Origin of the sequence: Chryseobacterium sp. KBW03, from assembly GCF_003852415.1 — a bacterium.
GTDB lineage: Bacteria > Bacteroidota > Bacteroidia > Flavobacteriales > Weeksellaceae > Chryseobacterium > Chryseobacterium viscerum.
Map to the genome: position 1 here is coordinate 288,678 of NZ_QAJO01000002.1, position 13,968 is coordinate 302,645.

Annotated in this window: 14 protein-coding genes and 5 tRNA genes; 2 read left to right on the forward strand and 17 right to left on the reverse strand. The window is 37.3% G+C overall.

What is annotated here, in order from left to right; all coding sequences use genetic code 11:
* Positions 1-2 precede the first annotated feature (2 nt).
* The 3 genes from DBR39_RS03360 to DBR39_RS03370 form a co-directional block, all read right to left on the reverse strand.
* Positions 3-188, reverse strand: a complete 186-nt coding sequence (locus DBR39_RS03360) for a hypothetical protein (RefSeq protein WP_124530842.1) — start codon at positions 186-188, stop codon at positions 3-5.
* A complete protein-coding gene (locus DBR39_RS03365) occupies positions 181-837 on the reverse strand; it encodes a hypothetical protein (RefSeq protein WP_124530843.1) in 657 nt (218 codons plus the stop codon). The genes DBR39_RS03360 and DBR39_RS03365 overlap by 8 nt, the downstream gene beginning before the upstream one ends.
* A 251-nt stretch (positions 838-1,088) precedes the next feature.
* A complete protein-coding gene (locus DBR39_RS03370) occupies positions 1,089-1,481 on the reverse strand; it encodes a VOC family protein (protein ID WP_124530844.1) in 393 nt (130 codons plus the stop codon).
* A 263-nt stretch (positions 1,482-1,744) separates the two neighbouring features.
* On the opposite strand from DBR39_RS03370, the gene deoD reads away from it, so the two are divergent.
* A complete protein-coding gene (gene deoD / locus DBR39_RS03375) occupies positions 1,745-2,455 on the forward strand; it encodes a purine-nucleoside phosphorylase (RefSeq protein WP_103231396.1) in 711 nt (236 codons plus the stop codon).
* 60 nt (positions 2,456-2,515) lie between these two features.
* On the opposite strand, the gene DBR39_RS03380 is transcribed toward deoD, so the two are convergent.
* The 11 genes from DBR39_RS03380 to DBR39_RS03415 all read right to left on the reverse strand — a co-directional run bounded on the left by DBR39_RS03380 (position 2,516) and on the right by DBR39_RS03415 (position 9,199).
* The gene (locus DBR39_RS03380) at positions 2,516-3,301 is read right to left on the reverse strand and encodes a TatD family hydrolase (RefSeq protein WP_124530845.1); all 786 of its coding nucleotides are present in this window, start codon (positions 3,299-3,301) and stop codon (positions 2,516-2,518) included.
* Between the two features lie 46 nt (positions 3,302-3,347).
* A tRNA-OTHER gene (locus tag DBR39_RS03385) sits at positions 3,348-3,417 on the reverse strand.
* Between the two features lie 4 nt (positions 3,418-3,421).
* Positions 3,422-5,353, reverse strand: a complete 1,932-nt coding sequence (locus tag DBR39_RS03390; RefSeq protein ID WP_124530846.1) for a hypothetical protein — start codon at positions 5,351-5,353, stop codon at positions 3,422-3,424.
* On the reverse strand, positions 5,340-5,861 hold the full coding sequence (locus DBR39_RS03395) for a hypothetical protein (protein ID WP_124530847.1): 522 nt from the start codon (positions 5,859-5,861) through the stop codon (positions 5,340-5,342). The genes DBR39_RS03390 and DBR39_RS03395 overlap by 14 nt, the downstream gene beginning before the upstream one ends.
* A 23-nt stretch (positions 5,862-5,884) precedes the next feature.
* Positions 5,885-5,956: transfer RNA gene (locus DBR39_RS24140), tRNA-Pro, on the reverse strand.
* Between the two features lie 13 nt (positions 5,957-5,969).
* Positions 5,970-6,039 (reverse strand) — tRNA-OTHER (locus DBR39_RS24145).
* Between the two features lie 14 nt (positions 6,040-6,053).
* A tRNA-Val gene (locus DBR39_RS24150) sits at positions 6,054-6,127 on the reverse strand.
* A gap of 3 nt (positions 6,128-6,130) precedes the next feature.
* Positions 6,131-6,203 (reverse strand) — tRNA-Gly (locus tag DBR39_RS03400).
* Positions 6,204-6,292: 89 nt separating this feature from the next.
* Positions 6,293-7,657, reverse strand: a complete 1,365-nt coding sequence (locus tag DBR39_RS03405; protein ID WP_124530848.1) for an SDR family oxidoreductase — start codon at positions 7,655-7,657, stop codon at positions 6,293-6,295.
* 174 nt (positions 7,658-7,831) lie between these two features.
* Positions 7,832-8,482: a hypothetical protein gene (locus tag DBR39_RS03410; RefSeq protein WP_124530849.1), complete on the reverse strand. Its 651-nt coding sequence runs from the start codon at positions 8,480-8,482 to the stop codon at positions 7,832-7,834.
* A gap of 3 nt (positions 8,483-8,485) precedes the next feature.
* The gene (locus DBR39_RS03415; protein WP_185147126.1) at positions 8,486-9,199 is read right to left on the reverse strand and encodes a DUF434 domain-containing protein; all 714 of its coding nucleotides are present in this window, start codon (positions 9,197-9,199) and stop codon (positions 8,486-8,488) included.
* Between the two features lie 286 nt (positions 9,200-9,485).
* Between DBR39_RS03415 and DBR39_RS24155 the strand changes: the two genes are divergently transcribed.
* Complete coding sequence (locus DBR39_RS24155) at positions 9,486-10,322, forward strand: DUF4822 domain-containing protein (RefSeq protein WP_185147127.1); 837 nt, start codon at positions 9,486-9,488, stop codon at positions 10,320-10,322.
* Positions 10,323-10,423: 101 nt separating this feature from the next.
* On the opposite strand, the gene DBR39_RS03425 is transcribed toward DBR39_RS24155, so the two are convergent.
* The 3 genes from DBR39_RS03425 to DBR39_RS03435 all read right to left on the reverse strand — a co-directional run bounded on the left by DBR39_RS03425 (position 10,424) and on the right by DBR39_RS03435 (position 13,908).
* Positions 10,424-11,473, reverse strand: a complete 1,050-nt coding sequence (locus tag DBR39_RS03425; protein WP_124530851.1) for an MBL fold metallo-hydrolase — start codon at positions 11,471-11,473, stop codon at positions 10,424-10,426.
* Between the two features lie 11 nt (positions 11,474-11,484).
* The gene (locus DBR39_RS03430) at positions 11,485-13,062 is read right to left on the reverse strand and encodes a Na+/H+ antiporter (RefSeq protein WP_124530852.1); all 1,578 of its coding nucleotides are present in this window, start codon (positions 13,060-13,062) and stop codon (positions 11,485-11,487) included.
* A gap of 159 nt (positions 13,063-13,221) precedes the next feature.
* On the reverse strand, positions 13,222-13,908 hold the full coding sequence (locus DBR39_RS03435) for a hypothetical protein (protein ID WP_124530853.1): 687 nt from the start codon (positions 13,906-13,908) through the stop codon (positions 13,222-13,224).
* Between the last annotated feature and the right edge of the window lie 60 nt (positions 13,909-13,968).

Consider the following 13,968-nt stretch of genomic DNA (forward strand, 5'->3'; position numbering starts at 1 on the left):
ATTTAAAAAATTAAAATTTCCACCACTTTATTTTGAGGCTTCTCCTCTTCTATACGTACTTCCCTTTCATTTCTTTTGCTGAATGAAAATGCCAGTCTCTGATAAGGATATTTGATTACCACATCACGGCATTTCAGGAATGTTTCTTTTGTTGGGTCAGATAAAAATTCAAATACTTTCTCATCCATTTTCATTGTTGTTTTCGGTTATCGTTTTTAGTTCCCGCCAGAATGCATCTTTGTGTATTCCGAATTCGGCTATTATTAGTTTATTGATAAACGGAATTTCCGCCAGTTTATAATCTCTTTTTTCAACAATTCTTTCCAGGTATAGTTTCCGGTAAGTTTTGTCTTTTAATTCTTCCTTCCAGTTCACATTTTTCAGATCAAGATCATACCCAATTCCCGAATAGTGAAACTGCATCAGAATATCTTCCAGCATGGCAATCAAAGGATCTTCAGAATCGACAGCGTTTAAAGCCACAATGACCTGCGGTAAAAACCTGAGTGATAAATCTGCGGATAAAATAGAAGAAATATCCCGGACTCCTTTAAATCCGGGAATAAGATTTTCAATATTTTTTTCAGTATTTTCTCTGATCAGATAAAGCTGTGCACTATGATAGAGAATTTTTGCAGCCCATACGGCTGTTTCTTTGTTACAAGTCAGTTGATCGGATAGAAACTCCAGTCTTTCTTTTTCAAATTCTGTTTCAAAATAATCTCCTGCTTCCAACTCTTCCTGAGGGGAAATTTTCTGTAAGCTTGAAAAAAGAGTAATACATTCTTCTTTACGAAGTAAAAAGATCGTGTCTAAAAACGGTGACTTGGTTTCCATGATCTAACAAAAATAAAATTATTTCGTTGAGAATAAAATTTTTGTGGAGAAGATTCATGTTAAATATGGAATTAAAGTGTTGGAAAACGCAAAGACGCAAAAGTTATAAGCATTATGATGCTTTAAAGTGCAAGAAAATCTAAGATTTTCAGCAAGGTTACCATTTAAAATTTAAACCTTATAGGTTTTAAAAACCTATAAGGTTTGAGATTGCGTATTCATTACTATAAAGATTGCTTCGTCGCCATGGCTTACTGTGATACGATTTCAATGATATTATTTTCCGGATCAAGAATTACGCTTTCGTAATAGCCGTCTCCTGTTGTACGAGGTTCTCCGGCAATGGTATATCCGTCTTTCCTCAATATCTCTGTAAGTTCATTTACTTTCTTTTTACTGTCTACTGAAAATGCAAGATGAATAATTCCATAGTGCTGGGATTCGTAAGAATTTTCGGTTTCTTTGATGTTTGATCTGGTCATTATTTCAAGACGGCACCCATTATCAAAACTTAGAAAGTAAGACTGAAAGTTTTTGACAGGATTGTGGTATTTTTCATTGGAAATAGCTCCGAAATATTTCTGATAAAATGCTCTGGATTTTTCAAGGTCTTTAACCCAAATGGCAATATGCTCAATTTTCATTTTTAATATTTTTAATATTTCACTTCTGCAAAAGTAGCCTGACTGTCTTCATGATACCTGCTCCACACTATTCTTTTATTGTTCTGTATTTACCAGATTTAATTTTTGATTTATACAAAAGACAGTACCTGAAATTTTATTTAAAACATTTATTAGTAATATCTTATATATTCTGTTGATCAGAGATGGCTTCATTGTTTCCATTTTCGTAATGACAGAAACAAACTAAAAGTTATTATCTTTGTGCCATTCAAAAAAACATTATGAGTATTCACATCAGTGCAAAAAAAGGAGAAATTGCTAAAGTAGTATTGCAGCCGGGGGATCCGCTTCGTGCACAGTATATTGCTGAGAATTATTTAGAAAATGCTAAACTGGTAAGCAAAACCAGAGGTATTCTTTATTATACAGGTCTTTATAAAGGAAAAGAGATCACAGTAGGTGCTAGTGGAATGGGCTTCCCAAGCATTGGGATCTATTCTTTTGAGTTGTTTACAGAGTATGAAGTAGATACGATCATCAGAATCGGGACTTGTGGTGCTTACAATACTGATCTTAAACTTTTTGATATTTTAAATATTGAAAAAGCTGCCAGCGAAAGTACTTACGCCAAATATGCATGGGGAATTGAAGAGGAAATTCTTCCTCATCAGGGGAATATCTTTACTACCATCAATGAAACGGCTAAAGATTTATCATTAAACGCTAAGGCAATCAACATCCACAGTAGTGATATTTTCTACAGAAAAGATCCTGCTACTCCTGAAATTGCTACAAAATACAACTGTCCTGCAGTAGAAATGGAAGCATTCGGTTTATTTGCGAATGCTCAGCATTTAGGAAAAAATGCGGCTACTATCCTTACGGTAACGGATATTATCCCAACACACGAAAAAATCTCTGCTGACGAAAGAGAAAAAGCTTTGAATCCAATGATGGAACTGGCTTTGGAATCGGCAATAAAGAGTTTGTAAGAGGCAAGACACAATTTTGTTTATAAAAAAAGAGCTTTACTTCATCAGTAGAGCTCTTTTTTATAGTCTGAAAAAATTTCTGGCCGTTTCTGTGGTCTCGTCCGCGACTTCGGAAATGCTGATCTTCTTCACATGGGCAACTGTTTGTGCTACATACGGTAAAAAGGAAGGTTCATTTCGCCTGTTCTGCATCCTGGACATATTTTTCGGAAGCATAAAAGGGGCGTCTGTTTCAATCATCATTCGGTCAAGAGGGACATATTTTATAACGTCTTCGAGATGCTTAAATCTTTTCTCATCGCTGATTGCTCCGGTAAATCCCAAATACAATCCTTTATCCAGATATGTCTTTGCTTCATCCAATGTTCCGGTAAAGCAGTGTACAACAGCTTCGGATAATTGGGAAAGGTATTCATCTGTGATTTCATTAAACCTTTTAAATGCTGATCTTTCATGAAGAAAAAGCGGCTTATTGACTTCTATAGCCAGTTCCAGCTGAGCTTTATAACATTTTTCCTGTATGGGTCTTGGAGAAAAATCCCGGTCGAAGTCCAGTCCGCACTCGCCTACTGAAATCACATGATCCTGTTTCAGCAATTTCCTGAGTTCACCGATACTTTCCCCGTTAAAAGATTTGGCATCATGAGGGTGAATTCCCGCTGTTGAAAATAAAATTTCCGGATATTCTTCTGCAATCTTAGCAGATTCTTTACTTCCCTTTACACTGGTTCCTGTGAGAATCATATGTTCTACCCCCTGGTCCAAAGCGCGGTTGATAATTTCGTCGTGTTCATTATAGAACTGTTTATTGGTCAGATTAATGCCAATATCAATGTATGTATTCATTTTGTTTTTTTATTATAATTTAATTATTGTTTTTAGTTTTAAAAATAGAAACAGGCCGGGTTTGAACCAGCGACTTTCCTCTGAGTGGAATGTTTTTCCAATTAAACTACTGTTTCCAATTTATGTTTCTGCTCTCAGGAGATTAAAGTATTCTGAAGCGGTTAAAGGTCGGATTTCTCCGGCTGGAGTCATTTTTTCCTTCAATTCACAGATTAATAGATCTCCCTGTCTTTTTAGATTTTTGATATGCGGAATAAGATTACTATGTATTCTGAAAGTAGATGCAATAGCTGTCAAAGCATCATCTTTATATTCCTGCTCTATCCACAGCCAATGTTCCTTTTTTGTGGAAGGGCAACAGCATTTCACCGCATAAGAATGTTGCATTCTATCTCCCCATACAAAAATTCCGAGCTTATTGTTTTCAACTTCGTGAACTTCATAACGGTTGACTTTCTTTACTAAGTTTTCGTTTCCGTTTTCATCATATTCCACGTAAGAAACTTCTATTTCCCTTTCATTGATCTTTTTAGCTTCCAATTTTTCCATCAGATTTCCTACTCCATAATAGCTGAAGCAGAAAAGTTTGAAATTTCTATCTGTGGTATTAAAGAATTCTTCATATTTCATCGGCTTCACTTCATCCCAAAGACTTTCAATTTTATCTAAGATCTGCGTAAAAAACGGAGTATCGAAATGTTCCCACTGTCTTTCATATTCACGGGTCTCAAAATTCTGAAAACTACTATGTCTTAATTTTAGGATCGCAACCAGTTTTCTCAAAGGATAGCTCTTTTCCTGAAGAACATAAGGGAAAAACATCCGGGAAACAATGAAATGATCTTTCGTAAGATAGATGTTATTATTTATTTTAAAATAAATATTCTTTGCCAGCTGTTCAAAACCATGATTTGTACCATACAAATAATTATTAATACATTTCATAACCGGAAACTGAAACCCCTGCAACCTTGAATCTCCCCATTGTCCGAGATACTCCAATGATTTAAAATTCACATTCCGGCTCTCCTGATACATAAGCTGAACTTTTCCGTTAATTTTTTGAAGATGTTCAAAACTATCGGTTTCATGGACAATCAGATCACCCACCTCAGCAATGTTAGGAGCAAACGCATTATAAGTATTGAAAACACCTTTCACATATTGAAGAGCATTCAGGTAGCACTTTTCAGAACCATTGTATTGGAAATTTCCATTGATATCAGTCAAAACCGGAAATACGGCTCCACTCCCGCCATTGAGCATAATATTTCCAGATTTCTCAAGTGCCAGGAAATTGACATAAGAACCATTTTCCAGATGAATACTTCCGCTGGTTTCCTGAAGTTCTGGAAATAAAATACTTGTATTTTCAAATTTCAGGTTACCGATCAGCTTTTTCAACGCCGGAAAATAATGGGTAAATTTGTGCCCGATCTGGTATTCACATCTGAATTTAAGAGAACCATGAATAAATTCCAGATTCGGGAATGATATATTTTCACCTACCACACTTATTTTACCGCGGATTTCCCGGTGAGGAATTACAATATTATTTCCAAGGATCTTAATATCAAAAATACCGTCTTTCAGAAGCACATCTGCCTGAAACTGGTAATTGATAGGAATAGCGTCTCTCGTTTTCAGCAATTTACCATTCTTAGCATTGACTGTAGCATTTTTCACAGAAATATAGCCCCCGATTATTTCCAGGTTTTTAAAAGCAGCATCAACGATGCACTTGAAATGACCGCTTACTTTTTTAAGCTGATCCAGCCGGGTATAGCAATGCATTTTAAAATGACCTTCCACCGTTTCAAGTTGTGGAATTTCACAATTATCTGCATCAATAGAAAGATTTCCATTGATATGTTTCAGTTCCGGAAAGCGGCAGCCTTCACCACGCAAAAGCAAGTTTCCTTTTATTTCGGTACCGTGAAACGTCATGTTTTTGGCATACACTTCTATCTGGGTATGGTCGTCAAAAACAGCCTCCGTCCAGTCTTCTTCGGAGAATATTTTATATCGTTTTGTAGTATCAGTCGTATGCATTTTCTATTATTTGTGTTATCGGGTTATATTCCTGCTGGATATACTTTACAAAGCAACCGCTTTCTATACGGAGCATTTTATGTTCATTATGGGTGATAAAAGCATCTTTTGCAATCAGAAATGTTTCTGTAGTTCCGTTTTTAGAATAGATGTAATAGTCTTCCGCTTTCAACATGTGCTGGTTGCTTGTTTTTTCAAGACAGTATTCTTTATAATCCTTTGTATGTTCTGCCAGATTTTCAATTCTGTTCAGGTAGGTTCTGTTTGTTTTTCTTTCTCTTACTGTTGAAAAGTATTTCGGGATATCCTGTTCTTTCGTCACCATTACATTTTCAAAAGATTCCTGTTTCCATTCCGTCGAAATCATTTCCGGTTCTTTGACCAATTCTGTTTTGGAAATTCTTGGTCTCGGCGTTCTTTCCATAGGTTTTCTTTCCTGCCACTGCATGGGTACGGGAACTTTTATTTCATCAATGATGTTTAAAAAAATCAATAAATCTTTAAGCATGGTATTATAATTTTAAATGAAAGCCAAAGAGACCGGGATCGAACCGGCAACCTATCCTCCGTGGATATGCTTTTCCAGATTAAGCTACTGCTCTGACTTTCTGATTAGGGAGATAAGCACGATTCGAACGTGCATCGATTCCGGGCAGGGAATCGTTTTTCCGTTAAACTATTATCTCCATTATTTACTTTGGGAGTACAGCAGGATTTGAACCTGCAGCTCGTCCGTGTTGAGGACGTATTCTTCTCCTTTTGAACAATGTACTCCTGTGAAACGGGCGGGAATTGAACCCGCAGCCTCTGACTTGGAAGGTCAGCGCTCTTCCTGTTGAGCTACCGTTTCAATGATTGGGAGATAAGCAGGAATCGAACCTGCAACTCATTTTAGCAAAATGTATTTTTCCATTTATTACTATTATCTCCGTCTGGATATTACCAGGTGTGAACTTTATAATTTTTCAATAAAACTCCACTGAAGTAATTTCCTTTTATTCCTTCTATCACAGGATGCAGAATTCTGGCTGCTCCATCCACTGAATCCAGTGGCGGAATGTATCCCATCTCAAACTGTTTTTTTCTCAAACTTTCTTTAGCTCCGGTAGAAATCCATCCCACATCTACCGCACTCATATAGATCTGATCATTTTCAAATTCTTTTGCAGAAGTGAGTGTCATCATATTCAGAGCGGCCTTTGTCATGTTGGTATGCGGGTGAAAAGCCGTTTTATTTTCATAACTGAAAATTCCTTCTGATGAGGTTACATTGATGATAAATTTTTCTTTAAACGCTGAGTTTTTCATCAATGGCTTCAGTTCTTTGATCAGGAAATAAGGCGCTATATGATTGATGAGGTTTACCTCTACCAGTTCATACATGGAAACCTCTTCCAAAGTAGAATTCCAGCTTGTTTTTTCTCTGTTATCCACAGGTTGTCCAAAACGGGTAAGTGCCACCTGGGTTTCTTCATTGTGTGCATATTCCAATTTCGCGGTTTCGTTGGAAATTTCTGTCTGGTTCGGGATCAGGGTCGGTATATTTTTAAATTCTATTAGTTTTTCCTTTTCGCGTTTTATTATCGGTAAATAGTATTCATCAGGATATTTTATTGTCTGAGCTGCATTATTGATCAGAATATCCAGCGTATCAAAATTGAATCTATAAAAGTTGATAAAATCCTGAATCGCCTTCAGATTTCTCAGATCCAAACCATATATCCAGAGTCTGTCTTTCCAGTTTTCATAATCTTCCTCCTGCTGCATCAATTCCATCGCCAGTGCCGGGAACCGGGTTGTCAAAACCAAATTAGCCCCGTTTCTCAACATCTTCAATGCTGCGGCAAAACCTACCTTCACTCTTCCTCCTGTCAGGATTACATTTCTTCCTGTAAGATCTGCCGTTTCAAAACGTTTCTCATAGTTTTCTGCAGCGCAGACCGGGCATAATCTGGAATAGAAAGAGTGTGCATACTGATAACTCTGGTTACAGCAATAGCAGTTTTTGGGAATCTGAAGTTTTGTAAGTTGTACTTCTTCTTTTTCATTATCATAATAAACAGAAACTCCCGCCAATGCTTTCTGCATCAATACAGAATTGGAATTTACAGCCAGGTCGTGAGACTTCATTTCTGAATAATTTTCATGACGGCTTTGTCTTTTGGCGCTTTTATGAATTTTCGTAATCAGTCCTGAAAATGTTTTGTTATCAGGATTCAGGAACGGCTCTTCCTTCAAGGCATCAAGAACCTTGAGACATATTTCCCATTCTTCGGTTGAAAACTTTTGGTGTGATGTATTCATAGCTTCTGTTTTATGTCTGCAAAACTAGAAGCATAGTACGCAATCTTTTTACGTAGTGAAAAAAATTAGAAAAGAGTGAATTTGTTAACAATAAATCGGGCTATTTCTGCATGATTTATGAGAAAATATAAATTCCCGCAGATTTCACAGATGGCACAGATGTTTGTATTTTATTTATTCGTTAATAAATTTTTCCAGAAAGCCGATCAGTTTTGTTCCTCCGTGGCTCCAGCGGATGCCGTGGCCTTCTTTTTCCCGGACTTCAAAAACCAGTTCGTGTTTGTAATGAAAGAAAACATTCCACCAGGTTTTATTGTCAATGATATCATGGATTTTTGCCATTACTTTTTCTTGTTTCTGCTGATTGTTTCCTTTGATTTCTCCCCAGAAATCATCATCCATTCTTCCAATATGCTTTTCCCAGGCTCTTTGTGCAATGGTAATTTCGCTATTGAAGGGTTTCTGGCAGGCATCAATCAGCATGGTTTTCAAAGGTGGGATGGCATTTTCATCACGGATGCTTGCAGAGGTCAATCTTTGTCCTAAGATGTTCAGCCAGTGTTCAAACGGAATTGTTTCCAGCAATTTTGTTTTAACCTCAGCCGAATCGTGGCTCTCAAGGATCAGAATAAATTTTTCAAAGCTTTCCTTCCTGTCAACTTGTATTTCTTCATTAAAATAAGGTAAATCCAGTTCTAAGGAATGGGTTTTAAATCTATCTATATTTTTTTCCAGATTTATCAGATGCTCTTCTGCTAAAACAGCTTTGTACTGGTCTTTCCATGTTTGAGAAAACAGAGGAATATAGGGTTCAAACAGGTTCATATTTTACATCATTTTAATCAGATTAACAGCAAGGTCTTCTTCTCTGATCAAATAGCCGATCAGATTAAACCATTCTTTACAGTGATCCAGAATCCAGGCATCTGAGGAAACAATGAGTTCCGAACTTTCTGCCAGGAATTTATCGGGATTGTATTGCAGGTCTGCTTCCCAGTTGAGCTGATGTTGTTCGGCAAATTCAAGGATAATCTGCTTGATTCTTCCGCTGTTGGAAACCGGTTTGTCAAAGATCCATACAAGTTTCTCAATTTGGTTTTTCTGATGAAAAGAAGCGACCAATTCCATAGCTCTTAAGGTTTGATTCACTCTTTTATACGTTCCATGAACTCCGGAAAGATCACGGATACAACCGTCCAATCCCTCAAAAACATAAGCTTTGGAAAGCAGACTTTCCAGCAGGATTAAAACATTAAAACCATCGAGATAAACTGTCTTTTCCTTTAAATCAGAGGCTTTCAAATGTTTCAATTGCCTGTTTTGAATCTGAATATCAGATGCGGATGCTCCCCGTAAAGCCTGTATCTGACGGGTTTTTAGTCTGTATCTGTTTCCTACAAGTTCTGAAGCCGCTTTTTCCGGGTATTCTCTAGTCAGCAAATACTGCATATCTTCAACAGCCAGCTTCAGTTTGCCGATCTGCTTCTCTGAACCAAACAGGGTATCATCGCCAGTGTTCTTTCCACGGTTTCTGTTATTCATACTCAAAAATAGAATTTTTGGGGAATTTTTATGGCAAGAAAAAAGTTTTTATCATGGAATGTTTAGAAACCACCCCGTCAAATCTTCGATTTGCCCCCCTCCAAACGAGGGGAATTGAGCACATTCAACAGTAATATTTGTTAATACTATTGATATTCTTATAGGAAATATCATTTCTTTCATTCTAATTTGGGATCTGTTATGTTTTCTACAACAAAAGAGATATTCTATACAACGTTTTGATATTTATTCGGAATAAGTTTGCAAAGACTTAAAAAATACCCTTATGAATACACTGAAAAAATTATGTTATCTGTCTGCAGCCGTGCTGTTATCAGCATCTTTTGTTTCATGTTCAAGTGATGACAATGAAATCATTATTGAACAGCAGACTCCCTCACAGGTACTGTCTTCTACTCCATGGGAAACTACCGGAGCTAAGGATAAAAATGGAAATAATATTGCTCTTACTGATGCCAGCGTAGCCGGATATGTGGGGTTTGCTTATTTTAAGGCAGACGGAAAGTTTGCCATTTACAACCTTACTGACGTATTGAGGTCAATGGGAACCTGGTCTGTGGATGCACAGGGAAAAACCAGAACGATTGCCGCATTGAACCCAGATGGGACCACTATTTTCACCCGTGATGTTGAAATTCTTGTTTTAAACAGAAATGAATTCACTTACAGAATACGTCCTAACTCCGGCGACCCGTCTATTTACTATGACATCATCCATACCAGAACGTCTCATGCAGAGCCGACAAATGGACAGCTTACATTAGCTTCTACTCCATGGGAAACCACGGGTGCTAAGGATAAAAGCGGAAATAATGTAGCTTTAAGTGATAGTAGCGTAGCCGGATATGTAGGCTATTCTTACTTTAAAGCTAACGGAACTTTTAAAATTTTCGGTTTAAATGATATTTTGAGATCTGAAGGGACATGGTCTATTTCTCCTGACGGGAAAAAGAGAACGCTTACCACGCCTACTTTTACACGTGTTGTAGATATTCTTACCCTGAACGAAACTACATTTACTTACAGAATTACTCCTGATGCTACCAATACGGCTGTATTTTACGATATCATTCATACAAAGGTCAACCATAAGGAACCTTAGTAGTGATTATTTTTTTGATATGAAGGAAAAACCTGCCCAGTGATGGGCAAGTTTTTATTTTTTTAAATTAAACGAATGAAGAATGTGCTAATTACAATTCATTAAATATATTCCTCCCACCATCTTTTCCAGGTTACCGTCCCCAGCTGGTCCAAATCTACCTTTTCGCCAATCATAGGAAGGGTAATGGGTATATTGTTTTCTTCTGCATTTTTTGAGGCAAGCTCTAAAGGTTCATACCAGATATGCTGTGCCAGTTTGAATTTCGAGTTGTGAACAGGAATGAAATTTTTGGCTTTCAGTTCTTTTATTTCTGAGATCAGCTGATCCGGCAGGGTGTGAATGTAAGGCCACATTTCGTTATATTGTCCGGTTTCCATTACAGCTAAATCAAACGGTCCGTATTTTTCTCCAATTTCTGTAAAATGATTTCCATATCCACTGTCTCCGCCCAGAAACAGATTTTTTGCAGGTGTTTTCAGCACAAAGGAAGTCCAGAGTGAGATATTACGGTTCAGTAATCTTCCGGAAAAGTGCCGTGCAGGAGTAAGTGTAATTCTGAAACCTTCTGCGATATCTATGCTTTCCCACCAGTTTTTTTCAATGATTTTGTCAAGATCCCAGCCCCAGTATTCAAAATGCTGACCAGTTCCTAACCCACAAATAACTTTTCCTGCTTTATCTTTTAAATCCTGAACAGTTTTATAATCCAGATGATCCCAATGATCATGTGAAATAAGCAGGAAGTCTATATCCGGCATGTGCTCCGGCTTGTAATAATCGGCTCCCTGGAAAGCTTTTATAGAACCTGGCATAGGGGAAGCATTTCCACTGAAAACAGGGTCTATCAGAAATCTCTTGCCATCCACCTGTATGAAATAGGAACTGTGCCCAAACCATACCAAAACATTTTCTTCAGGCGGAAGGTTCTTAAGGTCGGTCACCATAAACGGGAGAGCCGTGCGGGGTGATGTATTTTCTACTTTACACAGGGTTTGGAGAAGTACTTTGGTCATACTTTCTCCTTCTAATAAAGACGGTGTATTCAATATATTCTGAAATTTCCCATTGAGATAGTTGGGAAGCGTACTGAAATATTCTTTTCTTTTTTCATCGGGAAACTGCCCGAGCTGCTTTTTTAAATTTTTCATTCCCTTAATTTTTACATTCTGAGCCTTTCTTCTTCCAGGTCCAGCCTTGTTAAATAATGTCTTATATATTCTTCGTCAATATTCGGATTGCGTCTGTTTTCTTCACGAAGCCAAATTCTTTGCTGTTCGATGGTTTCAAAATAGATTTGTTTAGCTTCTTCAGACATCTCATGAGTAGAGTCTTCTTTATCTTCCTGCTCCCAGCGGTCCATCAGTTTGCTAAAATATTCATTTTCGCTTCTTCTTTCTTTATAATTTTCATCCAGATACCTGAAGGATACCCTGCGCATTTCTCTTCTCAGGAAATATTCAGATTCTTCTTCGGACATTCCTGCTCCGGAATCGGATAAATTGAGCTTTTTGATCAATGCAGGCAGTGTCAATCCCTGAATAATCAAAGTGGTAAGAATCACAATGAAGGTAATAAAAAGAATAAGATCACGGTGTGGAAAAGGCTGCCCATTTTCCATTACTATGGGAATGGACAACGCTGCTGCTAGTGAAACCACCCCCCGCATTCCTGTCCAGCCCATCAGTAATGGAGCTTTCATTCCCGGATCTCTATCTGCAACATTGATGAAATTTCGCATGATGAGTGTAACGAAAACCGCCCCAAAACCAGACAAAAACCGGACAATAACCAGTACGGCTGTTATCAATAATCCGTAGCCAACGGCATCGGATAAACTTATCCCTTCTTTTTTCAATCCCACCATAATTTCCGGCAGATCCAGCCCGATCAGTAAGAACACAATTCCATTGATCAGAAATACAAAGCTTTCCCATACATTGGAGCCTCTTAATCTGGATTGTGAAGTTTTGAAAATCTGATGTCTTCTAACGGAAAGAAACAATCCGCCGCTTACCACGGCCAATACCCCCGAAGAGTGGACTTCCTCAGCAGCAATATACATCACATAGGGAGCAACAAGACTGAGTATTGCATCCATATTGACATCGGTAGGGAATATTTTCCCAATTTCAAGGAAGATAAAAGCAAGTACAACTCCTATTCCCAATCCGCCGAATACCATCCATCCAAAACTTACCGCCGCATCCTGCCATATAAACTGTCCGGTAGCAACGGCAACCATTGCAAACCTGAAAATAATCAGTGAGGAAGCATCATTGAATAAACTTTCTCCTTCCAAAACCGTAGATACATTTTTGGGAACTTTCACAAATTTCAAAATCGCTCCGGCACTTACAGCATCCGGTGGAGATACAATTCCCCCCAGCACAAAACCTAGTGCCAGTGAAAATCCGGGAATATATGAATTGGCTACAAAAGCCACAGATATTGCCGTAAGGAAAACAACAATAAAGGCAAAACTGGTAATAATCCGCCTCAGTTTCCAAATTTCTTTCCAGGAGACAGCAAATGCAGCTTCATATAAAAGCGGAGGAAGGAAGATGATAAAAATAAGTTCCGGATCAATTTTCAACACCGGCAGTCCGGGGATAAAACTGATAAGAAGTCCGGCAATAACCAGTATGATTGGGTATGCTACTTTTAAACGGTTGGCCAGCATAATAGCACCAATAATTACCAGGACTAAACCTAAGTAATAAATAAAATTTTCCACCATTGTTTTTTTATTAATTTTTTAAACCAAGTCTTTATTTTTTGATAACAAAAGTTTAAAAGAAAAATAAGATTTTGAGATGTGAAAATCCAATTGATTTGGAATAAAATTTTAAATCCGGTCTATTTCAAATTTTATAAAAATAAATATGATCCTTAGAGATCATGCAACCAGCCAAAGCATAATGATTCCTAATACTAAACAACATAGTATCATTATAGCAAAAGTCTGTGCTAGTAATTTCCAATATTTCTTATGATCGAATGTAAAATCAACAGGATTGATATAGTAGACATCATAAACCAAAGGATCTATCCGCAAATCTGGTCTGAAATATACAATTCCCTGAATATACCTTCGCCTTAAGGCTTTTAAATTTCCAATAAAGGAACTGTAACCTGCATCCATTCCGTTAAAATCTACTTCTCTTACCAAACCATTGTCATTCACTTTCAATATATAGGTTTTGTGTCTTGGACTTACACTCACATCATATTCATCAGAAAAGGAATATTTTTTCAGGTTACTGTAAAGAATTTTATCTATTATTCCATTGGCCCTTTCGTAATGAATTCCCTGATCATCAACGACTACCTTTCGGACTACTCTTTTTCTGATTTTCTTCTGATATAGAATAAAACGGTATAAGCCAAAAGCAAGAGCCGGATAATACAGTATTGAAACTATAGTAAATAATACAATTTTATTACTGAATACAATGGGCAATCCTACTATCAAAAGAAACGCTGCCACCAATAAAAGTATCCCTGAAATTCTGGTCAGCCAGGTAATGAACCACCATGTTTTAGAAACTAACGGTAAAAAATCTTTTCTTACATCCTCTCGCATCTGTTCAAGATACAAAAAAAGTCAATAATATAAAAGAGCCACAGTGACACACCATGACTC

Excerpts from the sequence above, each read along its gene's own strand:
- DBR39_RS03360 (WP_124530842.1), bottom strand. The coding sequence starts at position 188 with ATGGATGAGAAAGTATTTGAATTTTTATCTGACCCAACAAAAGAAACA.
- DBR39_RS03365 (WP_124530843.1), bottom strand. The coding sequence starts at position 837 with ATGGAAACCAAGTCACCGTTTTTAGACACGATCTTTTTACTTCGTAAA.
- DBR39_RS03370 (WP_124530844.1), bottom strand. The coding sequence starts at position 1,481 with ATGAAAATTGAGCATATTGCCATTTGGGTTAAAGACCTTGAAAAATCC.
- deoD (WP_103231396.1), top strand. The coding sequence starts at position 1,745 with ATGAGTATTCACATCAGTGCAAAAAAAGGAGAAATTGCTAAAGTAGTA.
- DBR39_RS03380 (WP_124530845.1), bottom strand. The coding sequence starts at position 3,301 with ATGAATACATACATTGATATTGGCATTAATCTGACCAATAAACAGTTC.
- DBR39_RS03390 (WP_124530846.1), bottom strand. The coding sequence starts at position 5,353 with ATGCATACGACTGATACTACAAAACGATATAAAATATTCTCCGAAGAA.
- DBR39_RS03395 (WP_124530847.1), bottom strand. The coding sequence starts at position 5,861 with ATGCTTAAAGATTTATTGATTTTTTTAAACATCATTGATGAAATAAAA.
- DBR39_RS03405 (WP_124530848.1), bottom strand. The coding sequence starts at position 7,657 with ATGAATACATCACACCAAAAGTTTTCAACCGAAGAATGGGAAATATGT.
- DBR39_RS03410 (WP_124530849.1), bottom strand. The coding sequence starts at position 8,482 with ATGAACCTGTTTGAACCCTATATTCCTCTGTTTTCTCAAACATGGAAA.
- DBR39_RS03415 (WP_185147126.1), bottom strand. The coding sequence starts at position 9,199 with ATGAATAACAGAAACCGTGGAAAGAACACTGGCGATGATACCCTGTTT.
- DBR39_RS24155 (WP_185147127.1), top strand. The coding sequence starts at position 9,486 with ATGAATACACTGAAAAAATTATGTTATCTGTCTGCAGCCGTGCTGTTA.
- DBR39_RS03425 (WP_124530851.1), bottom strand. The coding sequence starts at position 11,473 with ATGAAAAATTTAAAAAAGCAGCTCGGGCAGTTTCCCGATGAAAAAAGA.
- DBR39_RS03430 (WP_124530852.1), bottom strand. The coding sequence starts at position 13,062 with ATGGTGGAAAATTTTATTTATTACTTAGGTTTAGTCCTGGTAATTATT.
- DBR39_RS03435 (WP_124530853.1), bottom strand. The coding sequence starts at position 13,908 with ATGCGAGAGGATGTAAGAAAAGATTTTTTACCGTTAGTTTCTAAAACA.